Annotated in this window: 22 protein-coding genes and 2 pseudogenes; 11 read left to right on the top strand and 13 right to left on the bottom strand. The window is 40.8% G+C overall.

Translation table 11 applies throughout. The annotated features are described in order from the left end of the window. Positions 1 to 117 precede the first annotated feature (117 nt). Positions 118 to 470, top strand: a pseudogene (locus tag AC0L7Q_RS17580) (hypothetical protein); the annotation flags it as partial. A gap of 42 nt (positions 471 to 512) precedes the next feature. Here AC0L7Q_RS17580 and AC0L7Q_RS17575 read toward each other — a convergent pair. After that, positions 513 to 1,445: a ChaN family lipoprotein gene (locus AC0L7Q_RS17575; protein WP_409426026.1), complete on the bottom strand. Its 933-nt coding sequence runs from the start codon at positions 1,443 to 1,445 to the stop codon at positions 513 to 515. A gap of 153 nt (positions 1,446 to 1,598) precedes the next feature. On the opposite strand from AC0L7Q_RS17575, the gene AC0L7Q_RS17570 reads away from it, so the two are divergent. Continuing rightward, on the top strand, positions 1,599 to 2,018 hold the full coding sequence (locus AC0L7Q_RS17570) for a hypothetical protein (RefSeq protein WP_409426025.1): 420 nt from the start codon (positions 1,599 to 1,601) through the stop codon (positions 2,016 to 2,018). A gap of 38 nt (positions 2,019 to 2,056) precedes the next feature. Here AC0L7Q_RS17570 and AC0L7Q_RS17565 read toward each other — a convergent pair whose 3' ends face one another. Then, the gene (locus AC0L7Q_RS17565; protein WP_413403391.1) at positions 2,057 to 2,500 is read right to left on the bottom strand and encodes a GNAT family N-acetyltransferase; all 444 of its coding nucleotides are present in this window, start codon (positions 2,498 to 2,500) and stop codon (positions 2,057 to 2,059) included. Between the two features lie 171 nt (positions 2,501 to 2,671). On the opposite strand from AC0L7Q_RS17565, the gene AC0L7Q_RS17560 reads away from it, so the two are divergent. Genes AC0L7Q_RS17560 through AC0L7Q_RS17540 form a run of 5 tightly spaced genes read left to right on the top strand, consistent with a single transcriptional unit; the run spans position 2,672 to position 7,370 of the window. Next, positions 2,672 to 3,193, top strand: coding sequence for a ZrgA family zinc uptake protein (locus AC0L7Q_RS17560; RefSeq protein ID WP_413403389.1), 522 nt, complete (start codon positions 2,672 to 2,674; stop codon positions 3,191 to 3,193). A 53-nt stretch (positions 3,194 to 3,246) separates the two neighbouring features. Beyond that, positions 3,247 to 4,581: a dihydroorotase gene (locus tag AC0L7Q_RS17555; protein ID WP_413403387.1), complete on the top strand. Its 1,335-nt coding sequence runs from the start codon at positions 3,247 to 3,249 to the stop codon at positions 4,579 to 4,581. A 16-nt stretch (positions 4,582 to 4,597) separates the two neighbouring features. Beyond that, a complete protein-coding gene (folE2, locus tag AC0L7Q_RS17550; RefSeq protein ID WP_413403385.1) occupies positions 4,598 to 5,515 on the top strand; it encodes a GTP cyclohydrolase FolE2 in 918 nt (305 codons plus the stop codon). An 18-nt stretch (positions 5,516 to 5,533) separates the two neighbouring features. Beyond that, positions 5,534 to 7,159, top strand: coding sequence for an HAD family acid phosphatase (locus AC0L7Q_RS17545; RefSeq protein ID WP_413403383.1), 1,626 nt, complete (start codon positions 5,534 to 5,536; stop codon positions 7,157 to 7,159). Positions 7,160 to 7,202: 43 nt separating this feature from the next. Beyond that, positions 7,203 to 7,370, top strand: coding sequence for an SEC-C metal-binding domain-containing protein (locus tag AC0L7Q_RS17540; RefSeq protein ID WP_413403381.1), 168 nt, complete (start codon positions 7,203 to 7,205; stop codon positions 7,368 to 7,370). Between the two features lie 85 nt (positions 7,371 to 7,455). On the opposite strand, the gene AC0L7Q_RS17535 is transcribed toward AC0L7Q_RS17540, so the two are convergent. Next, positions 7,456 to 7,893, bottom strand: coding sequence for a hypothetical protein (locus AC0L7Q_RS17535; RefSeq protein WP_413403379.1), 438 nt, complete (start codon positions 7,891 to 7,893; stop codon positions 7,456 to 7,458). A 1-nt stretch (position 7,894) separates the two neighbouring features. Next, positions 7,895 to 8,473 carry a DUF3299 domain-containing protein gene (locus tag AC0L7Q_RS17530; RefSeq protein WP_413403377.1) on the bottom strand — a complete coding sequence of 193 codons (579 nt, stop codon included), beginning with the start codon at positions 8,471 to 8,473 and terminating at the stop codon, positions 7,895 to 7,897. Positions 8,474 to 8,553: 80 nt separating this feature from the next. Here AC0L7Q_RS17530 and AC0L7Q_RS17525 point away from each other — a divergent pair, with 80 nt between their 5' ends. Further along, positions 8,554 to 9,264, top strand: coding sequence for an ABC transporter ATP-binding protein (locus AC0L7Q_RS17525; protein ID WP_413403375.1), 711 nt, complete (start codon positions 8,554 to 8,556; stop codon positions 9,262 to 9,264). Next, positions 9,258 to 10,496: an ABC transporter permease gene (locus AC0L7Q_RS17520; RefSeq protein ID WP_413403372.1), complete on the top strand. Its 1,239-nt coding sequence runs from the start codon at positions 9,258 to 9,260 to the stop codon at positions 10,494 to 10,496. Before AC0L7Q_RS17525 ends, AC0L7Q_RS17520 begins: the two co-directional genes overlap by 7 nt. 91 nt (positions 10,497 to 10,587) lie before the next feature. Here AC0L7Q_RS17520 and AC0L7Q_RS17515 read toward each other — a convergent pair whose 3' ends face one another. After that, positions 10,588 to 11,088: a lactoylglutathione lyase family protein gene (locus tag AC0L7Q_RS17515; protein WP_008130525.1), complete on the bottom strand. Its 501-nt coding sequence runs from the start codon at positions 11,086 to 11,088 to the stop codon at positions 10,588 to 10,590. A 104-nt stretch (positions 11,089 to 11,192) separates the two neighbouring features. On the opposite strand from AC0L7Q_RS17515, the gene AC0L7Q_RS17510 reads away from it, so the two are divergent. Beyond that, positions 11,193 to 12,059 (top strand): LysR family transcriptional regulator, encoded by an 867-nt coding sequence (locus AC0L7Q_RS17510; protein WP_413403369.1) that lies wholly within the window; start codon positions 11,193 to 11,195, stop codon positions 12,057 to 12,059. A gap of 37 nt (positions 12,060 to 12,096) precedes the next feature. Here AC0L7Q_RS17510 and AC0L7Q_RS17505 read toward each other — a convergent pair whose 3' ends face one another. From AC0L7Q_RS17505 to AC0L7Q_RS17480, 6 genes and pseudogenes are all read right to left on the bottom strand, one after another. Further along, positions 12,097 to 13,176 (bottom strand): heparan-alpha-glucosaminide N-acetyltransferase domain-containing protein, encoded by a 1,080-nt coding sequence (locus tag AC0L7Q_RS17505; protein WP_413403367.1) that lies wholly within the window; start codon positions 13,174 to 13,176, stop codon positions 12,097 to 12,099. Beyond that, positions 13,160 to 13,798, bottom strand: a complete 639-nt coding sequence (locus tag AC0L7Q_RS17500) for a hypothetical protein (protein ID WP_413403365.1) — start codon at positions 13,796 to 13,798, stop codon at positions 13,160 to 13,162. The genes AC0L7Q_RS17505 and AC0L7Q_RS17500 overlap by 17 nt, the downstream gene beginning before the upstream one ends. Beyond that, a complete protein-coding gene (locus AC0L7Q_RS17495) occupies positions 13,791 to 16,139 on the bottom strand; it encodes a GNAT family N-acetyltransferase (RefSeq protein ID WP_413403363.1) in 2,349 nt (782 codons plus the stop codon). The genes AC0L7Q_RS17500 and AC0L7Q_RS17495 overlap by 8 nt, the downstream gene beginning before the upstream one ends. 24 nt (positions 16,140 to 16,163) lie before the next feature. Then, positions 16,164 to 17,342: an MFS transporter gene (locus AC0L7Q_RS17490; protein ID WP_028834626.1), complete on the bottom strand. Its 1,179-nt coding sequence runs from the start codon at positions 17,340 to 17,342 to the stop codon at positions 16,164 to 16,166. Then, positions 17,339 to 18,657: pseudogene (locus tag AC0L7Q_RS17485) on the bottom strand (lysine N(6)-hydroxylase/L-ornithine N(5)-oxygenase family protein). The gene AC0L7Q_RS17490 and the pseudogene AC0L7Q_RS17485 overlap by 4 nt, the downstream one beginning before the upstream one ends. Beyond that, positions 18,657 to 20,195, bottom strand: a complete 1,539-nt coding sequence (locus tag AC0L7Q_RS17480) for a pyridoxal phosphate-dependent decarboxylase family protein (protein WP_413403358.1) — start codon at positions 20,193 to 20,195, stop codon at positions 18,657 to 18,659. The pseudogene AC0L7Q_RS17485 and the gene AC0L7Q_RS17480 overlap by 1 nt, the downstream one beginning before the upstream one ends. Positions 20,196 to 20,579: 384 nt before the next feature. On the opposite strand from AC0L7Q_RS17480, the gene AC0L7Q_RS17475 reads away from it, so the two are divergent. Continuing rightward, positions 20,580 to 21,029 (top strand): GyrI-like domain-containing protein, encoded by a 450-nt coding sequence (locus AC0L7Q_RS17475; protein ID WP_409426128.1) that lies wholly within the window; start codon positions 20,580 to 20,582, stop codon positions 21,027 to 21,029. A 331-nt stretch (positions 21,030 to 21,360) separates the two neighbouring features. Here the strand turns inward: AC0L7Q_RS17475 and AC0L7Q_RS17470 are convergent, their stop codons facing one another. Together AC0L7Q_RS17470 and AC0L7Q_RS17465 are read right to left on the bottom strand one after the other, a co-directional pair. Continuing rightward, complete coding sequence (locus tag AC0L7Q_RS17470) at positions 21,361 to 22,041, bottom strand: haloacid dehalogenase type II (RefSeq protein WP_413403356.1); 681 nt, start codon at positions 22,039 to 22,041, stop codon at positions 21,361 to 21,363. A 195-nt stretch (positions 22,042 to 22,236) separates the two neighbouring features. After that, a complete protein-coding gene (locus AC0L7Q_RS17465; protein WP_409426006.1) occupies positions 22,237 to 22,566 on the bottom strand; it encodes a type 1 periplasmic-binding domain-containing protein in 330 nt (109 codons plus the stop codon). Positions 22,567 to 22,583: the final 17 nt, after the last annotated feature.

Here is a 22,583-nt window from a genome sequence, read left to right as displayed (position 1 = left end):
TACCTACATCCATGTAGGCAACAAAGAGTTTATCGCCCCTAGGCAGAACCCGAAGGGCAGCGCATGTTTGGTATTTATGCTGCGTTATCGCCTATTTATGTGGAATAACCACACTTCATAGGCTCTGCCTTGCCTAAAAACCAAACACACTGCTGCAAATTCAACCACCAAAGATCAACACGCCCTTGCCACTCAGGTAAATTACCTGCCAATGTAATGGGTCATAACTGGGTACTATCTACGATTAAAACATGCAAGGTATTATCACAGATGGCAACGCAGCAGGGCTTAGCAACCACTACATAAAGCCTAATGATAGTCGCGTGATTGGTGCTACAGACATTATTGGCGGCGGCAAAGCAACCGAAGTTACTTTTAAAACCAGCGGCTTAACCGCCGGAACCGATTACACTTTCTTTTGTTCTTTCCCTGGCCATTACGCCATGATGAAAGGCACATTTACGCTTAAGTAAATATTAAAAAGTGTATTACACAAACACAGTGCCAACCTATTATTGGCACTGTGTTTTCTCGCCTCGCTTGACTAAAGCTTTAAATGCAGCTTGTTGATGTGCTTTTTGCACATAACGAGCAGGCAAAGCGTTAACTTCTAATTGATAACCACTTTGCTCAGGTTGTACTTTTGATACTGGCGATATCCATACAACATTAAGCTCTGGGGCAATTCGCTTAATTAACCGCGCTATGCCTTCACCATTTTTCACATGAAAGTCACCGGCTAAATGTATAACCTGCGTGCCCTTATTTTGACTAATATAGTTAACGATAGACTCAGCCATGGTTTCGTCCCAAGTAACTTGCGCGGCGTAAAGTTTTTCGTTTTTACTCGCCGTTCCATGATGCATAGATTGCATAAAGCGCTCTTTATAAAGGCTTGGAGAAATATCTATCTCTTTTGCAATAAAACTGCGCTGCTGTGCGTCGAGCTTATTAATATAATTAATACCTTGGCGACCAATACAGGTAACAATATGCTTAGGCGCATTTGCAGCTATCACATCGCTATTTTGCATCTTCGCCAATTCCACTAACGCACGATAATCACTCTTATAATTAGGCCAAGCTTTAGTGTTATCAATTAAGTATTGTTCGCCAATTTTACTCTCAAGGTAAAGGTTTAGTGTTTGCTGATCAGCGCGGCTAAATTGCTCAAGCGATAAGGCAATAGGCTTATTTTTTGTGCTTAATTGCTGAAACAGCTCAGCCTGAAATAAGTGCACACCGGGGTGTGTATGCCATTCACCGACTAAAACAACATCGGCATTCAAAAGCGTGGACTCTGACAATATTGAATTAACTCGCTGACCCTTTGCATTATAAAGCCCATAATTATACAAGGATGAATTTTGAGATACTGATACTGTGTTTATACTGCAGCCTGATAATACACTGAGTAAAACAAGTGCTAAAAATGGGTTTTTCATATCGGTTTTTATAAAAATAAGAATCAAAACAATGAAGTTAGTATACACAACAAACTGCTTCAAACCTACAAATGCAAATAAAAACAATTATCATTTGATGTTTAGAGGTTTCTGTTTTACAGTCTTAAAAAATATACAGATATGGAACGTACCATGGCCTTACCTTTTTTATGTGCTCGACACAAACAACATGTTTTATGTCAACCAGAACAAGCAATTATAGATATTCAAAACGCGCAGCTAAGTGGCGAAGCGCTGTTTAAACGGTACCAATTTTCACAAGCATTGCCATACTTGGGGTGTGCACTTGAAAGTGCGTCCTTATTAGTTCAAATGTATAATTGTGCAAATAAACAACAAATCATACAAATTACCTCACTTACAGAGCGCCTTTACTCCACACTTCACTTTTTAGGCGAACAAAGTGCTGCGCACAATGCACTCATACAATCTATTAATCTGTTAAATGAGATACTGTATAGCGATGATGAATATTATGACTTAGCGCTTTCATGCATTACACAGCTAAAAAATTTGGCATTGCAACATCCTCCACACCTTACTAAGCACTAATTTTTATGGCAATAAGCAACGCGCTAAACACAATTGGGTTAACTTTTTATATTAATAATGGCCAACATATCTTCTTCATCTTCATCTAGGCCAACTTCTTCAAACCCAAAACTAGAATAAAAATCCTTAGCAACAGGGTTTTTCGGGTTGTAACAAATCTCGATTTGTTCAAGCTTAGAAGTCGTTTTAATCTCTGCAATTGCCATAAATAGTGCTTGGCGGCCAATACCTTTATTTTGATGGTGTTCATCTATCATAAAACGCCAAATAGAAACTTTTGTAGGGGTTTCTTGCACCCACATAAAAAAGCCTACAGGCTCATTATTTAGGTAAATAACTTTACAGGTATAACTGTTATTATAGTGTGCCTCAACTAACGACCACATATTACACGCTACGTATTCTTGTTGCGCTTTGGTAACGTCTAAATCGCATACCTCTTCGTAATTAGCAGAGGTGACATCTTCCAATGAGAGTTTCATGTTTTTCCTTAAAAATATAACTAAGTTAAACTTACCAGTATCTGTACCTATAAACAATAAATGGCTTTACCAGCCCAATAGACCCTTAATTATTATCTTTTTAGGATACAATCAATATGTTATATTATAACAATTAATGTGTTTAGCTCTATTTTATATAAGGGTTAGCTTATGAAAACGTTTACAAAAGGGCTGAGCGTTGCCCTGCTATTAAGTATGAGCTTTAGTGCTCAAGCTCAAAAACATGTGCATGGAGAAGGTGAGTTACTAATTGCCCAAGAGGGTGGCGTGCTGCAAATGCAGTTTATTATTCCTGCTGCTGATGCGCTAGGTTTTGAGCATCAAGTTGCAAGCTCAGCAGATAAAAATACTATTGATGTACTTGCCCAGCAGTTAAAAAATAGCAGCCGCGCTATTGATATAAATGGGCAGTGTATTTTACAAAGCACCGAAAACTCACTGGCTCACAGCTACGATGAGCACGATGAGCACGATGAGCACGATGAGCACCATCATCATAATGTTGAAGCCACCTACAATTTTAACTGCAAAACGGCGGTTTTAGGCTTTTCGGTCACGTTGTTTAAGTTAATGCCTTCACTTAATGCGCTTAACGTGCAGTGGATTAGTAACGCAGGGCAAGGCTCAACAGAGGTGACGCGCAATAACCCTGTAATTAGTTGGCAAAGCTAATATTTGGCCGCCAATACCCCAACATAACTTGCAAATTAAAAGAGCTTATAAGCATGAAAAGCCAACTTATAAAAAATGCCAGTGTAGTAAACCAAGGTATAATAAAAACCTTAGATGTACGTATTACTAACCAATTTATTGAATGCATTGCCCCTAACATCACCGCGAACGAAAACGATGATGTAATTGACGCAAAAGGCGCGTACTTACTCCCAGGTATGATTGACGACCAAGTGCATTTTAGAGAGCCGGGACTTACCCATAAAGGGTCTATGTTAACGGAGTCACGTGCTGCAGTGGCCGGCGGAATAACCAGTTATATGGAAATGCCCAACGTTAATCCTTCAACCACAAACAAAGCTGCGCTTGAAGAAAAATACGCCTTAGCAGAGCAGCACTCTTATGCCAATTACTCTTTTTACCTTGGCGCAACCGAGCACAATTTAGATGATATTAAAGCGCTCGATCCTAAAAAAGTATGTGGCGTAAAAGTGTTTATGGGCGCATCTACCGGTAATTTATTAGTAGAGAACCCACAAGCTCTTGAGGGAATTTTTCGTGAATGCCCAGTGCTTATCGTTACCCACTGCGAAGATGGTAAAATCATTAACAAAAACAATCAGCGCTATGAGCAACAAGGCATTATACCTAACATTACCGACCACCCTAAAATACGCGACGCAGAGGCTTGTTATGCCTCATCGTCGTATGCGGTGTCACTTGCTAAAAAATACAATGCGCAATTGCATGTATTACACATAACTACCGAAAAAGAGCTGAGTTTATTTACTAAAGGCGATATAGCCAATAAACGCATTACCGCAGAAGCCTGTGTGCACCATTTATACTGTAGCGAGCAAGATTATCCAGCTTTAGGTAACTTAATAAAATGTAACCCTGCCATAAAAGCTAACACCGACCGCGATGCGCTTATAAACGCGGTTAAAAATAATCAAATAGATATTATTGCTACCGACCACGCCCCGCATACGTGGCAAGAAAAACAAACAGATTATGTTAATGCGCCAGCAGGCTTACCCTTAGTAGAGCACGCACTTTTAAGCTTACTTGAGCATGTAAAACACAACCGCTTAAGCATTGAACAAGTAGTTGAAAAAACCGCGCATAACCCTGCGCTGCGTTTTTGTATAAATAAGCGAGGCTTTATAAAAGAAGGCTACTACGCCGACTTAGTGCTGGTAAGTACACAACACACCACAAAGGTGAGCAACGACTCTTGCCGCTACCTATGTGGCTGGACGCCTTTTGATGGGGTTGAGTTTTCTTCAAAAATAGTAGGCACTTGGGTTAATGGCGAGCGCCTTTATGATGGCAAAACGGTCATTAAACCAAGTAAACCTGCTATGCCTCTTGTTTTTAATCGTTAACCGGAATATTAAAATTATGAATGCTAAAAGCCTTTTGCCCGATATTACTTCGCAACCTAACTCTCTCAATGCACGCCCACTACAATGGGTCGGTATGGAGAAGGTTTCGCTGCCGATACATATTGTAAATCACAACGCTGAGCAACTATATACTAACGCCAAAGCAGGCATATTTGTCAGCCTTGATAAAGCAAATGCAAAAGGCATACATATGTCGCGCTTGTATTTATTGCTTAATGAACAACTCGCCAATAAGCCACTCAATAGCCAAGTTCTAACAACACTACTTGAGAACATGCTGAGCTCTCAGCAAGGTTTAAGCTTAAGTGCCAAAGTAGATTTAGCCTTTGAAATTGTACTAAATAAGCCTGCGCTTTTATCTAATCAATCAGGGTTTCAGGCGTATCCGGTGGCTATTAGCAAAACCATTACAAATGGCGTTATTCATACCGAGCTTAGCTTAACGATTCCTTACTCTAGCACGTGCCCGTGTTCGGCTGCGCTTTCTAGGCAAGCGTTAAGTGACGCCATAGCAGAGCAATTTACAGAGCAGCAGCTTGATAAAAATGACCTGTTAGAGTGGCTAACATCGCAGCAAGGCAGTATAGCGACACCGCACAGCCAACGCTCGTATGCGTATATAAACATGAGTTTACTAGGTGAGCAACTACCCGATTTACCCACTCTTATTACGCAAATGGAACAAGCCATAGGCACCCCAGTACAAACCGCAGTAAAACGAGAAGACGAGCAAGCCTTTGCCAAATTAAACGCTGAAAACCTACTATTTTGTGAAGATGCCGCCCGTAGGCTAAAGCATGCCCTTGAGCAAAATACAGATATTTGCGACTACCACTTTAAAGTTGAGCACCAAGAAAGCCTACACGCGCACAATGCCGTAGTGTACGACCAAAAACTGGCAAACGAACTCTAACAACAAAGGACTAAAAACATGAATGTGCTTAATGCATTAACGATTACTTTTATTAGCGCGCTCAGTATTGGCTGTACCTCTAGCATAACAACACACAATAAAAATATTGCCGCAGCTGAGCCTATTGCTCAATTACCCAGTGCATCGCAACCATTTAAAATAGCAACATGGAACGTAGAGCACCTTGCTTATCCAATCGATACAGGCTGCAGAACACGAACGCCAAGCGAAATAGCAGCAATGAAAGCGTATGCAAAAAACTTAGACGCCGATATTATTGCACTACAAGAAGTGGGATCTAAAGCGGCGTTACAGCAAATATTTTCTGAAGACGACTGGCAACTAATTATGTCTAGCCGAGCAGACAGTAAAGCCTATACATGCAGACAAACAGGGGCTTTATCAACCCAGCAAAAAGTAGCCTTTGCAGTAAAAAAAGCAATGCCTGTACTCAATACAGCTCCCGTAGATAAACTAGCCTTAAAAAGAGCAGGGCTACGCTACGGCTTACAAATAACGGTTAATACCCCAAACGGCCCAACCGATATACTTAACGTACACATGAAAAGCGGCTGCTTTGTAGATGACTACCTTAAAAGCGACTCACCTGCGTGTAAAACCTACGCTCAGCAAGCACCTATCCTTGATAGCTGGATAGCAAAACGAGAAGCTACAAATACGCCATACATTGTACTGGGTGATTTTAACCATCGAATTTCTGCACCTTATAACCGATTAACGCGCAGTTTATTAAGCAATGAGCGCTCAACAAGCATTACTACCAGCCATTTAATTGGTTGCCAAGCACGTTATCCTGCGCCTATCGATCATATAATTGTGGGTAAAATGTATGCTAAAAGCATAGAGAAATCAGCCCAAGTCCATAAATATAAAAATATGGATGATAAAGCCATGCTAAGCGATCATTGTGCGGTGTCGGTTTCAATTTCAGATAACACAAATGCGCTATCAGCGTCGGTTTTATGGCAAACAACCAGTAAAGAGTATCAAGCATTAACAACTTACATGTACCAACAAGCTCAAACAGCAGTTGCGCAAGTACCACGCTCTGCAACTAACTGGGTGGCCGTGATGGATGTAGATGAAACCGTACTTGATAACTCTGCCTATCAAAAGCAAACCGAACTGAGCGGTAAAGGTTATACCCCAGATACGTGGCAAGCTTGGGTAAAAAGCGAAAACGCAACGCTAGTACCTGGTGCTAAATCGTTTATAGAAGCGCTTTACAAGCAAGGCGGCAAAGTAGCCTTAGTTACCAACCGCGATAAAGCAAACGATGTACATACATGGAATAACCTTAAAGCCGTTGGCTTGCCTGTAACGGTTGAAAACACCTGTTTAATGGGACGCTCTGAGGCCGATAAAAGGGCCGTCGATGGCAAACACTTTATTAACGATAAAGACCTTCGCCGCCAACAAATAACGCAAGGTACAGCCGATTGTTTTATACCAAAGGGCATGCAAAATAACTGGCAACAACCGCAAGCTATAAAGTTTCAGGTAGGGGATAACATAGAAGACTTTAGCGGCATCACACAAGAGTCAGCCAATATAGAAGCGCTACAACCAAAGCTTGGTAAGTCTTTATTTTTACTACCAAACCCTATGTATGGCTCGTGGTAGACACTATTTAACCAAAACTCAGGTTATTTAAAAAGGAAAAAACATGACAGATAAACCATCAACGCCAATAAGTTCAGGCTGCACTAACACAAGCTGCTGCCCACCACCGCAAAGCCCTATAACGCGTGACACGCCTAAAGTAGGGCGAAACGATCCGTGTGTATGTGGTAACGGGCGTAAATTTAAAAAGTGTTGTGGTAAATGTGCTTAACGCGCACTTATCACTTTTTATTTAAAGCTAAAAAAATAGGGCTAACATAACGTTAGCCCTATTTTAATTTATAAGTTAAATGTATTTAACTCGCTGTCACTTCTATCTTTTGCTCTAGCGTAAAAGGCTTTGTATTTAAAAGGCCGCTTATTTGCACCAAAATTTCTGATTTACCGGATTTATTAGCAACGTATTTTAAGCTGTGTATTCCGCGTGTACGCTCTAATAATATTGAAGGCTTACCGGTAAGTTTAATACCTTGTGGCGCTACAAATTTTACACTTACCGCGCTGTAACGTTTAGGTACTAAGTAACTAAAGCTTGCCGTGCTGGCGTTACCCACTTTTACTTGCGCTTGTTTAGCGTGTTCAAACGAGAAGTTTTGTAAAATAGGAGGCTGAAAGTGTTGCCGAGCAAAAGGATGAAACTGATTTAAGCCAACACCAGAGTGAAACTCGCACGCATTAACGCCCATAGGCGCACTTGCCAATAATAATAAGCAGAGCAGATATTTTTTATTCATATTATTCCTCGTACGGTAAAACTCGGTCTAGCTTAAGCTCGTAAGCCGATGTACCTAATTCGTTTTCTACGGTATTTATTGCTATTTTTCCTTCAAACCAAAATGCGTCATATAGGCTTTGCAGCTCAACGCCTTGTTCAAATTTAACGTAAATTATTTGATTTGGTGGAGGAGGCGGCATATGCAAACACGCCCCAAAATAAGGCACTACAAAAAATTCACTAATGTGCTTACCTTCTTCAGATTCAAGCGGCACAATAAAACCAGGCACACGAATCTTTTTATTATTATAGCTCTCAATTACTCGAACTGAGCTTAATGCTTGTTGATAGCGTTTATCTTGCTCGTTTTCGAACGGTTTAGCATCTAGGCTATCTAGTGTGTCTTGCTCTGAGCCATCTTCAATATCATATAAATACTCTGGCGGATTAAGCAGTGCGTCTAAATCGTCTTTAGGCATTAACTGAATCCACTCTATTTCTTCGTAGCTTGAACTTTTAGCCACTAACTCACAAGTTAATACTAAACTGGCCAAGGCTATAACCAACCAAGCAACCATTTTAGTTACATTTTTTGACATATTTTCATCTCAATTGGCTTAGGGCTTCATGGAAAACGTTATAACATATCAGCCATTATCAAACCATAGGAGTCTCATCTTTGCCTCATACATTCTCATCGGCCTCAACTCCCTTTGCCATAAATATTAATCAACTTAACTATAAGTACCACAAAGCCGATAAAACCTCGTTTTATATTCCTACTTGGCAAGTAAAGCAGGGAGAACAGGTGTTTTTACACGGCGAATCTGGCTCAGGTAAAACCACATTACTTAATTTATTAGCAGGAGTGCTAACACCACAAAGTGGCGATATAACCTTGCTTGAACAAGGATTTTCAACGCTTTCGTCAAAAAAACGCGATAAATTTAGAGCCCAGAACATTGGTGTGGTGTTTCAGCAGTTTAATTTAATACCGTATTTAAGTGTTTTAAAAAATATTCAGCTGGCTAGCTACTTTGCAAAAACGGGCAATACACAAATAGAGCAAGAAGCTAGCGCACTACTTTTAGCACTTAAATTACCCGCTACTATTTTGCACAAAGCAGCAAATACACTAAGTGTGGGCCAGCAGCAACGTGTGGCCATTGCTCGCGCTTTAATAAATAAACCTAAACTGCTATTAGTTGACGAACCCACCTCAGCATTAGACGCGGCATCGCGCGATGCATTTATGACCTTACTAATTGATTTATGTAAGCAGCACAGCATAACGCTTGTATTTGTAAGTCACGACATGCACTTACAACAATTTTTTAAGCTAAGTGTTGATGTAACTTCGCTTTTAAAAGAGGAAAGTAACAAATGCTAGTATCGTTAGCGTGGAGCAGCTTAGCCAGTAGGCGCAAATCGGTCATACTTACGTTTTTATCATTACTTATAAGTATAAGCGTGCTGTTAAGTGTTGAGCATATTCGCCAGCAAGCCAAAGAGAGCTTTAACAGAACCATTTCAGATGTAGATATGATAGTGGGTGCACCTAGCGGGCAGTTAAACCTGTTGCTTTACTCGGTATTTAGAATGGGTAGCCCCACTAGGAATATTAATTATAAAAGCTATGAAACCCTAAAGAGCAGCTCATTAGTAAAATGGGCAATTCCTATTTCGCTAGGCGACTCGCACCGTGGTTTTAGAGTAATGGGCACTAATAATAGCTACTTTGAACACTTTAAATACGGCACTAAGCAACCACTTACTTTTAGTAGCGGCCAGCCGTTTAACACTTTATTTGAAGCTGTAATAGGGGCCGATGTAGCCAAAAAGCTCAATTATAAAATTGGCCAAAGCGTAGTCATTGCCCATGGTATTGGTAGCACAAGCTTTACCCATCACGACAACACCCCCTTTATAATTAAGGGCATACTTAGCCCCACTGGCACACCCGTTGATAAAACCATACATGTAAGCTTAAACGCCATAGAGGCCATACATTTATCACCGGCAAAACAAGCTAAGTTACTTAATAATGTAGACTCAGTAAACACCACACCCGAGAGCATTACCGCAGTAATGCTGGGTTTAAAGTCTAAGTTTTCAACCTTTAAATTACAGCGCGATATAAACAATTATAAAGCCGATAGGTTAATGGCCGTGTTACCCGGTGTTGCTATGACCGAGCTTTGGCAAATGATGGCAACCGTTGAAAACCTATTACGCGTTATTGGTATTTTGGTGTTGGTATCGTCGTTATTTGGTTTATCGACTATGTTACTTGCCTCTATGGCGCAGCGTAAAAACGAAATTGCCGTGCTACGTGTATTGGGCGCAGGTCCAAGCGTTATTTTTAGTTTAATACTGGTAGAAGCCTTAATTTTAGTACTACTTTCAAGCGCAGCTGCAACGGCTTTACTAAGTGTAACTTTATGGCTTTTAGGGGATTGGCTAGGCGCCACGTACGGCTTATTTTTAAATGCAAACATGCTTAACCTAGAAACACTAAAAGTAATAACCGTGATTACTGTTGCCGCTATTATTACCTCAGCTATACCCGCGTATGAGGCCTATAAAAATGCCCTGCATAGCTCGCTTGGTGCTAAAAGTTAGCACCTTTAAAAATTGAACCTCCTAATAAACAAAGGCCGCAGTATAAATACTGCGGCCTTTGTTTTTACTAAATACTTTAAGTTATGTGCTTTTAATAAGCGCCTGCGCTGTATATAAGCTCGTAACTGTGGCTGTAAATCTCAAGGATGTTACCAAACGGGTCTTCCATGTAGATCATGCGGTACGGCTTTTCACCAGGGTAATAGTAACGTGGCTCTGGCATACGTTTTTTACCACCTGCAGCAACAATACGATCTGCTAAGCCTTCTACATCTGGGTCTTGTACACAGAAATGAAAGATACCGGTTTTCCAGTATTCAAAGTTATCTTTAGGGTTTTCTTGGTCTTTAAATTCAAAAATTTCTACACCAATACGGTCGCCTGTTGAAAGGTGCGCTATTTTAAATTTTTCCCAATTTGGACCAAATACATCGGTACACATTTCGCCAATTGGGCTGTTGTCTTCAGTGATCACGGTAGGCTCCATTATGGTGTACCAGCCCATCACCTTAGTGTAAAACTCTACGGCTTTTTCAACATCGGGAACTGAAATACCAATGTGCGAAAAACTACGTGGATATGTATGACTCATAATAAATACTCCTACTTAACTATGTTTAGTTGATGGAGTTAGTTTACGAATTGACCAACATTAAGTAAAATTATCATTAATCATAATTTTAAGTATATTTTGTAATGATAAATCCTACATGGTTAAACACGTTTTGTACCTTGGTTGAGGTAAACCATTTTACCCAAACCGCCGAGCGCCTTTATATGACCCAGTCAGGCGTAAGCCAACATATAAAAAAATTAGAGCAGCAAGTAGATTGCGCCTTGCTTGAGCGCCACGGTAAACAATTTACGCTTACTGTTCAGGGGCAAAATTTATATCAACAGGGGAGTCAGTTACTCAAAGAATGGCAGTTTTTAGAGCAGCAATTAAAAGATGACTCGCCTTACAGCGGTTTAGTTAAAATACAGTCGCCAGGCAGTTGCGGGCTAAAGTTTTACAATCAACTCTTAGCACTGCAAGTAGCGCACAAGGAGCTAATTATAGATTACCGCTTTGCTCCAAATACCAGTGTTGAACAAGCAGTGGCAAACCATAGTGCCGATATTGGTTTTTTAACTCAGGCGCCTACCCTCAGCGAAGTAACCAGCCATAAAATAGGCCAAGAACCTTTACTATTGATCACACCGGCCGCAATAAAAAACCCAACATGGAGCGCATTAAATGAACTGGGTTTTATTAGCCACCCCGATGCAAAACACCACGCGCAGCTTTTACTTAGCGAAAACTACAGTGAGTTTGAACATGTTGAACAAATTAAGCGCACGGGGTTTTCTAACCAAATAAGTTTAATACTGGAGCCAGTAAGTTTAGGGCTGGGTTTTACGGTTTTACCCGCACACGCAGTAAGTGCTTTTAATAAACCTGCGCTTATTAAAACGCATCATTTAGCTAATCCAATTAGCGAAAATATTTATGTGTGCCATCACCGAAATAGGCCGTTAGCAAAGCGTATGCATAGCGTTATTGACGCAATAAAAGCAGGCTAGGGCACCCAAATCAGCACCCGTAAAGCCCCTTTACAGCTTAAGCTGTACGTTTAGTTTTTTGCATAATATCTGTGAGACTCTGTTTGCTTTTTAAATAAACCTTATGCACAGCAAAAGTCAGTAAAGTCATCAGTACCATCATACAAAGTGTCGGCCAAAGGCTGAGGGTATGATAACCAAGCGCCCCCATAAACCAGCAAATAAGTACCCATTGCATAACATATAGCGCGGTTACATGTTTACTGGCATATAAAAGAGCACGTGTAATAGGGCCATTATATTTATCAGCAAAAATATACTGTATAGCCGCTAGAGCACATAAATTTAAGCCAACTAAATAGCTAATACCGCCGCCATTTAAATGGAAAAAGTTGCCAAACTGACCTTTAAAATCAATGGCTAACCATATGCCGCCAATAACAAGTAAAGCAGCACCAAATTGTGCACATACTTTATATAAGTAATCGGCATTTTGTTGGTTATTAAGGTATAAACGACCAAGTACGTATCCCGTTAATATCGCACTTATCCAAGGAAAAACTGGAAAATACACCTGATAGTTATTAGCAAAAAACAAATCACTAATATAAGGTGAAAGCGTAAATTGCTGCCCCCTTACAAACTGGCTCATAACTGCAATTGCAATGGCTAAAAGCGCAATCCATGTTGTTTTCCAACGAGCAATATTAAGCACACCAAACAGCAATAAGCTAACTCCAGCCAGTTGTAAAATATCACCTGTTAACACCATAAATTGTAACTGCCCAGCACTGAGCGGACTTTGCCAGCCATACGCATTTATAAACGCCTCAGGCATGGTATTAAATACTTCAATAGGCAGCCAAAACTTGGCCGCATTCATTAAATAGGCAAGCAGTAAAAGCTGTAAACCTCGCTTAATTAACAGCAAGGGTGTTTGCCTGCGCGAAAGCGCCATAGACAGTCCCATTGCCACCAAAAACGAGGCGGTGCCTTTGCCAAGTATATGTACAACCGTACCAAATGCGCTTTCACTTTGAAGCGCTGTGGTGGCATACATCCATAAGGTATGCACAATAATCATAATGAAAACGCTCGCACCACGCGCAAGATCAATCGTTTTAAGACGTTGGTTCATTGGTTTTAATGTCCTTTTTAGGGCAGGTTTGGCATTTGCTATAACCGGCTAAATAATAGCGGCAACAGGTTAAACGCTGGGGTTTTTCAGTAAATGGCGCATCAAGATTAAAGTGCTGACAAATAAGGGTGTGCAGCTGACGATGGCAATTATTGATATGTAAAGTAGTAGCAAGGGCTAAGCTATGAGCTCGCTCAATAGCACTACTTAATGAATCGAGTAATAACCGTGCTTGTTCTTTTTTACCCAGTGCATAGTCGGTATTTATCCATTCACCAACTTGGCTTATAAAATGAGTAAACGCTTTGGTTTGCTCAGTTTTACTTACTAACACGCCATTATTGAGGTTAAACCCACGACAATAAGCGCCATTTACCGCTAACGGCATGTTAATGGGATCAGCCGTACTTTGCTTGCAAGCAAACCAATAGCAATAAGCGTAAATAGCTTGCCAGCAAAGCTGTAAATACAAATGCCGACTAATAAATTGCTTAGGCGCAGTAGGGTACTGCGCCTTACAACGAACAGTTAAAGCGCGCACTAATAATAAGCTCGGTTTAAAAGTTCGTTGTACGGGTTGTTGGCAATATAAAAACTGCGCAAGGGTAATCGATTTAGCCATACAGCTTTGCCGATACGGGGTTGTTTAAGTTACCAGCAAACTGCAAACTACCTGCCGGATCCGTTAAATCAACCATTTGCTCATTATTACCCAGCTGTAAGCGGTTTAAACAAGAGTGAGCAAACTCATCACTAAAAAAGTCATACTCTTTAAATCGCTCATTTAAAGCAGGGTTCGCGTGTTGATACGCTTTAACACTTTGCGTAACACACTGCCAAAAGCCATGCTCCGTAATACGCTCTTCTCGCACTAAAATTGCCACTAAGTATCTAAAGAAGCAGTCAAATACATCGGTAAATATACTTAACAGCTCAAGCTCTTTAGGCATAGAAACATGAATACGTTCAACCCCTGCAGGCAGTACTTCAGTGCTATTAAGTAAGGCAACCTCTTCACCTATGTCTTTCATATATGCGCCTACAGGCACCGAATTTTTAAGCTTTAAAATGAGGTTTTCGCCGTGAGGCATAAACACTAATTTATGCGCGTAAAAACAATGCACTAGCGGAATTAAATAGGCATTAAAGTAGGCATGTAACCACTGTTGCGTGCTCAAACTACTTTGCGTTATCCATTCGCCCACTAAACTTTGGCCATTATTATCTAAGTGTAATAACGCGGCCATAGTGGTCAGTTGTTCATCACTATTTAAATTATAATTTGGGTTTTCTCGCCATAAGCAGGCAAACATTTTACGATAGGGTGTATCTCCCAGCGCGCTTTGCTCAAACGTATGATGGGCATAACCTAAGGTGGCGTATTCTCTAAGCGCTGTAAAATTAGCGCCTGCGAGTTGTTGATCTTGGCTAACCTTAGCAAAGACCCAATCGTTAATGGCAGGAGTCACCGCCATGTAAGCACGCGATAGGCCACGCATAAATCCCATATTTAAAATAGACAACGCCACTTTTAAATACGGTTTATGCGGGTGCGAGCAGTTATATAAGGTACGAATTGATTGTTGCGCTTGATATAAATCGTCACCTTCACCTAAATACACTAATCGCTGATTTGCCAACTCATTTGCAAATACCACACTCAATTTGTGTTGGTACTGCCAAGGGTGAGCAGGAATGAGTAAGTAATCATCGGGGTTTAGGTTTTGAGCTTTTAGCGCTTTGTTGAACACATCTCGGGTGGTTAAATCTAGTTCATCACTTATATGACTTGAGTAATCGGCAAAGTATTCACTATGGGCAAAGTCGCATACCGTTTTATGCGCTGCTAACCACAGTACTTTAAACGGTTTGCCTACTTCTGGCGCATAGCGTAAAAAGTCAGCTTTACTAAAACCAATGCGGCCATTATTAGCAACAAAGGCAGGATGCCCTTCACTCATTGCGGCTTCTATTTTTTGCAGCCCTAAATTAGCTAACTGCGCCGCTGTTAAGGTGTTATTTTCGCGTTTAAAGCACGCACTGGCTAAAGTAGCATTTAGCTCTTCAAGGTAGGTGGCAAGGCGCTTACCCGTTAAACCTAGCGCAGGCCCTTGCATACTAAAAAAGTGCAATACATCTAGCGGTTGCAGCTCTTCGTTAAGGTTATAAAAGCATAAGCTTGGCTCGTCTATATCAATATGGTTTAGTGCCATAGCCCGGCCATTAAAAATAAAATAGCCGCCTTCAACATTCACTTTAAAGCCTTGCTTTGTTGTCTCTGCAGCCAATAAACGCTCGTGCACGAGCTCAGTCAGTGCTTTAGCTTGTAAATGCCGATTTGCCCATTGCCAATGTGGCTGAATTACGTAATCAGTTTGCAAAGGCGCTAACGAATCAGTAAATAACTGGCTGTGCCTATCAAATGCCACTTTGTCACAAAAACCTAAATAAGCGGCTTTTTCGCCCAGTTGAATTTGCTGGGTATGCACAAATCCCAAACGCTTATTTAAAGTATGAATTTTACTATTTGCAATGTCGGGCTCAACCACAACACGGGCCGCGCTGTTTTGAGCAAAAATACTTTGCAGCACGCACTGCATCATTTCAAAACTAAAATGGCGCTTAGGTGCCGTGTTAGGCGCTAATAAAATATGCATACCCACATCATTAGGTTCAACCTCGTACGCCGCTTTCATTAAGCTTTCGTGCTCTGGGCTATAAAGCTCAACTAAAGCCAATAGGTTATTATTTTGCTCGATCACGTATGCCTGATGATGAGGCGTATCAATAATATCTTGATACGCTTTAGTTATTTGTTGCTCGGTTTGCTGCTGCATACCCCAAAAGTGTGCATACGGTTGCTTAAGCCAATCGCAAACTGTTGGCATATCTGTTTGTTGTAATAACCGCATCGTCACTTTGCCGGTATGCTGTAGGGTGGTTACAAAAGATGAAAAATACATAAAAACTCCAATAAATCTTAAAAACTAAGACGCTGAACGCGCAGTTCGAGCAACAGCTTTAACCCGCCAAAGCAAAATGAAGGCAAGGCTTGCAAAGCCAATGGCAGCAAAGTAAAACACAACCGTTGTTGAAAGATGCTCTACGCTCATACCCACTAGTAACGACGCTAAAATAACCCCGATATTTTGAGCAATGTGCACTTTGGCAAAGTCGCTGCCGTAATGTGCAGGCTCACTTTTAGCAAATAGCATTACCTCTAGTAGTACCATCACTTGGAATAGCGCAAAACCATATAAAACACGTGATAAAATCACTAACCCCACCGACTCCTGCGCTTGTAAATAAAGCCCAAGCGCCCCTAAAATAAGTGCACATAACAAAGTGCTCGTGCGGCTTAATGTTGGCAGTGGTAAATGCTGCCTGAAATGGTTAAAAACCAGCATAACAAGCGCGGCAAAGGCAGGAATGGCGTATACAACAGCACTTTGCAAGGTGCTGCTTTGTGCGTTTAATGCTTGCCAATGAGTAGTAAAGAAGGGGCGAATTAAAAACGCGCTAAAATAAACCACCACACTTAAAAAGCAAAATTGCCAAATAAAATAGGGAATACGTTCTCGCGGTTTTTCAGTCGCTATTGCTTGCTGATAAATACCTGTTTTTAATGAATACATTAAGTAGGCGCATAATAAAACCTGAACTAGGTCACCGGCACTACTGAGTAATAACGCATAGCGTGGCTCTGCTAAACTAAAGAAATAACCACCAATTAAAGCACCACCAATCGCACCAAAATGCATCAATACAGAAAACAAACCAATAATAGATAAATGCTTAGTTTGTTGCTCTAATCGCAGTGCAAATGGGTATATAAGTAGGTAGCTTGCCTTTAGCACCAACATTAGTTGGTAGTAAATCCAAAACTCCCATACATTGGTCGCAAAGTAGCAAAGCAGGCCAAAACCAGCGGCTACTACTTGGGTTACTAACCACAAAGCCAATTCATTGTATTTTTTAGCGACCTTAGCCCATAGCGGTAAAGCCAGCATTACAGTAATACAACAGTTAGCTACAAAGAGGCCGATTAGAGTGGCGTTACTAATAGCAAATTCACTAGCAAAAAATTGCGGATAAAACGGTAGCAACAAGGTATCGCATACCACCGAAATAACCGTCAGCAAAATTAGCGCTAAACGAAGACTCATGCGGCGCTACTCTGCTGTTGTGCTGATAGGGTTACATCACTTAAATCAAAGTTTTGAAAAGCAATTTTTTGCTCAACCTGATAAGGCGAATAACCTAAAATTTCACGTAAAATAATACTATTACGGTAGCAAGCCATACCTAAATCTGGAGTTACAAAACCATGAGTATGCTGCTCGGCATTTTGTACAAAAATACGTTTTTGTTCGCTATCTACCGCATATTCACGACTCACTAAATAACGACCTTGCTCATCTTGGGGTAATTGGTGTGCAATATTATTTAAAAAAGCAGGGCGCTGATATTTAAAGCCCGTGGCGCAAATTAAAAAGTCGGTTTCTATTGAAAAGGGCTGCTCAAGCTCCTGATGATAAAACTCAGTCAGTAAACGCTTACCTGCTTTTTGAGTGTTTGTTAGCTTGCTGTTAGTTTTAAATGTAGTAGAAATTGGCCCATCTAGGCTTTGCGCGTAGAGAGTGTCGAAAATGTCGTTAATTAAATCGCCATTAATGCCCTTAAATAGATTTTTTTGGTTTTGATTGAGCCAATCTCGCTGCTCAGTTTTTAAATTATAAAAGTAATCAACATACTCAGGAGAGGTCATTTCAAGGGTGAGCTTGGTATACTCAAGCGGAAAGTAGCGCGGTGAACGTGCTATCCAATCTAACTGCAAGCCTTGCGGTACTGCTTGCTGCAATAAGGTGTGGTAAATTTCTGCTGCACTTTGCCCAGCCCCTACCACAGTAACCCGTTTAGCCGCTTTTAATTCATCAAGCCGATGACAAAAATCGCTACTGTGCATTACGTTATTTGAGTTACTTTGCACAGCGCAATCAGGAATATACGGTGCAGGCCCTGTGCCCAAAACAATATGGCGAGTCACATAATGTTGCGTACCATTAGGGGTGTTACAGCTAACGGTATAACACTCACTTTGCGGGCAAAATTCAACTTGAGTGACTGTTTGTTCGAAATTAATATTTGAAAGCTGCGAGCAAACCCATTGGCAATATAAGTTGTATTCACGGCGCAATAAAAAAAGCTTTCGCGAATATAAAACGGGTATAACCGATTATTCAGTTTGGCATAATTTAAAAAGCTATATTGGCTGGTTGGATCTGCCATGGTTACTAAATCCGACATAAACGGAGTTTGTAATGTAACGCCTTCCAGCATCATTCCAGGGTGCCAGTCAAATTCACTACGTTGTTCTAAAAACAGGCTTTTTACATCTTCGAGCGGTTCACTTAAACACGCTAAAGATAAGTTAAATGGGCCAAGGCCAATAGCTATAAAATCGTAAGGTTGATTATCCATTATGCAATTTCCCTATAAGTTTGCCATGCAATGTGGCTAATTTGTTCAATAACAGCGCGTACATCTGTTAATTGGCACTGCGCATTAAGCAATGTAAATTTAAGATAATGACGGCCATTTATTTTTGTACGGGCAATCATGGCTTCACCGGTTTGTAAAAACGTTTGTCGTACATGCAGGTTTAAAGAGTCGAGTAAATCAAGGTCATGTTTTAAATCATCAGGGGCAAATCTAAATACCAAGGCACTAAGCTCAGGGTAGTTAACTACTTCAAAGTCGGGGTGGTCGTTAAGTACAATATGCGTTTGACGCGCAAGGCCAATAACTTTATCGAACGCACGGCCAAGTGGTGCTTCTCCAGTGGTACGCAGTGTTAGCCATAATTTTAAGGCATCAAAACGGCGAGTGGTTTGCAGACTTTTATCTACCAGATTAGGCGTGCCATTACCGGCCTCTGCTAATGGGTTTAAATAATCGGCATATAAAGTAATGTGGCTAAAATGGCGTTTGTCGCTTAATAAAAAGGCACTACAACTAACCGGTTGCATAAATGATTTGTGGTAATCAATCGTTATTGAATCAACCAACTCAATGCCATTAAGCGCATTGCGGTGGTGCTCGCTTACCAACAAACCGCCGCCATAAGCGCCGTCTACGTGGCACCATAGCTGCTCTTCTTTAGCTAGCATGGCAATATTATGGATTGGATCGATTGAGCCAAAATCGGTTGTGCCTGCGGTAATAACCACTGCAATGGGCAAATCACCTTGTGCTTTGCTTGTTGCTATGGCGGTTTTAAGTGCCTGCATATCCATTTGCATTTCGCTGTTTGTAGCCACCGGCACCACAGCGTCGTAACCTAAGCCCAGTAACGCCGCTGCTTTTTGAATACTAAAATGCGCCACCTCAGAGCAGTAAATTTTAAAGCGCGAGGCAACAGCTGGTAAGCCCTGAAGTTTTACCTGATGTTCTGGCGCATATCGGCTTACTGCTACTTCACGAGCAACTAACATTGCCATTAAGTTTGATTGCGTGCCACCACTAGTAAATACCCCATCGGCAGTGCTTGGCAATGCCGCTTTTTGGCATGTCCAATCAATCAGCTTTTGTTCAATTAACGTCGCGCCTGCGCTTTGATCCCACGTATCTACTGAGGTATTAATAGCGGCAATAATGTGTTCGGCCACCACAGCAGGATAGGTTACAGGGCAGTTTAAATGAGCCATATAACGCGGGTGATGAAAATACACAGCATGATCTAAATACACGCCTTTTAGCTCTTCAAGCACCGCCGGAAAGTCAGCCAATGGCTGTGATAAATCAACATCGTTTACTACTTTTGCTAACGTATTTACCGACACACCTGAAAATGGCTTTTGGGCTTTAGCCATCGCTTGCTGAACTGCCGACAACCCTTGCAATGACGCTATCTGATAATTAATGAACTGCTCTAAATTGAATTGTGGGGGCAAGCCGCTTTGTTCAAATACAGCCTGTTTTTCAATGGTATTAATATTTAACACTTGAGATTGAGACACATCAACATTCCTTGAGTACACTTTTTAGGTGCAAGGATCTTAATGATAATGATTTAGATTTACAATAATGAAAAAAGGTTAGATAACAATTTTTTTAAATTAGAGCTAATAAGCTTGTCGTATATTTTTAACAAAAATCGATAAACTACATTATTAAACGACAAGCATTACATACAAAAAAATAAACTTAAAAAAGAGAAAGTTAAGTAAATTATTTTAGCGGTAGCAAAGCCACGTTTAGCCATTACCACCTCTTTAAATATGAGCAATAAATACGCAATTGAGCTAAATAATCACGGTTTATGAAATATTTAATACAAAATTTAAAGTATTGGCGGTTTTTCTGTTACGTTGGTGTTTGTATTAACGCTAAAGGACGTCATGATGGAAGTAAAGCAACTAGCTAGTCAGACCTTAATCGGCTTAAAAGTAAGAACCTGCAACGCCAATGAAATGAACACTGGCACTGCAAATATAGCTGAACTTTGGCAAAAATTTGGTGAGAAATTTGCCAACAGCCTCACCGAAAACACTAAAGTGTATGGTGTGTATACTAATTACGAAAGCGATCTCACTGGCGATTTTGACGTAATTGCCTGCTGCGATAATTTATCAATTAAACTCCCTGAAGCTAAAAAAGTAACCACCCAAGCGGGGCGTTATTTGGTATTTAAAGGTGAGGGTGAAATGCCCGATGCAGTAATCGATTTATGGGGCGAAATTTGGCAATACTTTAGCTCAGACGATTGCCGCTATGAACGTACTTACACCAGTGATTTTGAGTATTATAAAAACAGTAACGAAATAGAAATTGCCATTGCAATTAAAGACTAGGGTCTGTTGATCTTTCAAGGTTAAATTTGCAGCAGTCTGTTTGGTATTTAGGCAAGGCAGAGCCTATGTGGTGTGGTTATTCCCCATAAATAGGCGATAACGCAGCATCAATGCCAAACAGGCGCTGCCCTTTGGGTTCTGCCTAGGGGCGATTTACTCTTTGTTGCTCAGTTTTGACTTAGCCCACTAGGTTACAAACCTCGCGCCGCGATTAAACCGCCTCTAGTTTGAACAAATTTTAATCCGCAAAGATCAACAGACCCTGAAACGGCTAGGTTTATAAGCACAAACCTAGCCTTTCATTGCTGTAATTTAATCCCTGCCCACTAAATCATTGGTTATTACTTGCCAGCTTGGTTTTTAAATCATGTAAATCGCACGCCGTTATTGTAGGCGTTAGTTCCCAAGGATCAAAAATAGCCTCACTTGAGCGCTGTATCCACGCAGCACGCATACCGTGCGATAACGCCCCAATAACATCAAACGGGTTACTCGATATCAACCACGTATTAGCGCCGGTTGAATGTGCCTCACGTAAAAAATGACTATAAACACCGGGGTTGGGCTTAAAGGTTTTAATGTCATCGGCGCTCACTACGCCTTCAAAATAATCACTTATACCTGCCGTTTCGAGCAAGGTATTTACCGCACTGGCCGCACCATTAGAAAACGCAAACAACCGATAGTTTTGTGCTTTTAAGCTCTCAAGCCCAGCTTTAACATCATCAAATGCGGGTAGGGTTTTGTAGCGTGCTAACAACTGTGCTTTTTGCTCATCGCTTAAAGTTACCTTGTGCAGTAAACACGCATAATTAAGTGCCTGCTTAGTACACACCGAAAACGGCACGTAGTTTTGCATTAAGCCACGTCTAAACGAGTATTCAAGCTGTTTTTCGCGCCAAGTAGTTGAAAATGCGTGCGCGCTATCGCCAACCATATTTTCAAGTAACGACACCACGCCATGAGTGTTTATAAGCGTACCGTATACATCAAACGCCAGTGTAGTTGCCATTAATGACTCCTGTTTAAATCGTTGCTAAAACGCGGTTTTACTACTCAATATTAATCACCTTATCAGTTAATAAAGTACAGTAAAAGTGCCGACGTTTTAAGCAGTTACTGTAAACCCCCGTTACGGTTTGGTTAAAAATACCGCACAGCAAATAGGGGGTTTAAAGTGAATATTTCACCACCTTGGGGTTAAATATTAATAATTTACAGTACATGTTTGAGCGTTGCTTTGTTGGCAGTAATGAAAGTCTAAAAAATAAAACGCTTCAGCAGGCTTTATATTATGCTTAATTACGTCATACATTAACTGCGCACTGAGTCGCCCCATTTCATATGGATTTTGACCAACATTTGATGAAGATAGCCCTTTGCTAAGCGCGTCTAATTGTATTTTTTCGGTATCTGCTGAAACAATAACAAGTTCTTTTGAATCAAGTTTATGTTTGTAGGATGTCATCAAGTTTATGTACTCAGTATTAAATTGCGCAAAACCGGCAACAGCAACAAACGCAGGAGGCTTGTCCATCTTAGTAAGGCTTTTTA

The sequence above is a fragment of the Pseudoalteromonas sp. KJ63-1 genome (assembly GCF_055808145.1).
Note: the sequence above shows the minus strand (reverse complement) of the source record. Positions and strands in the feature narration are given on the sequence as shown.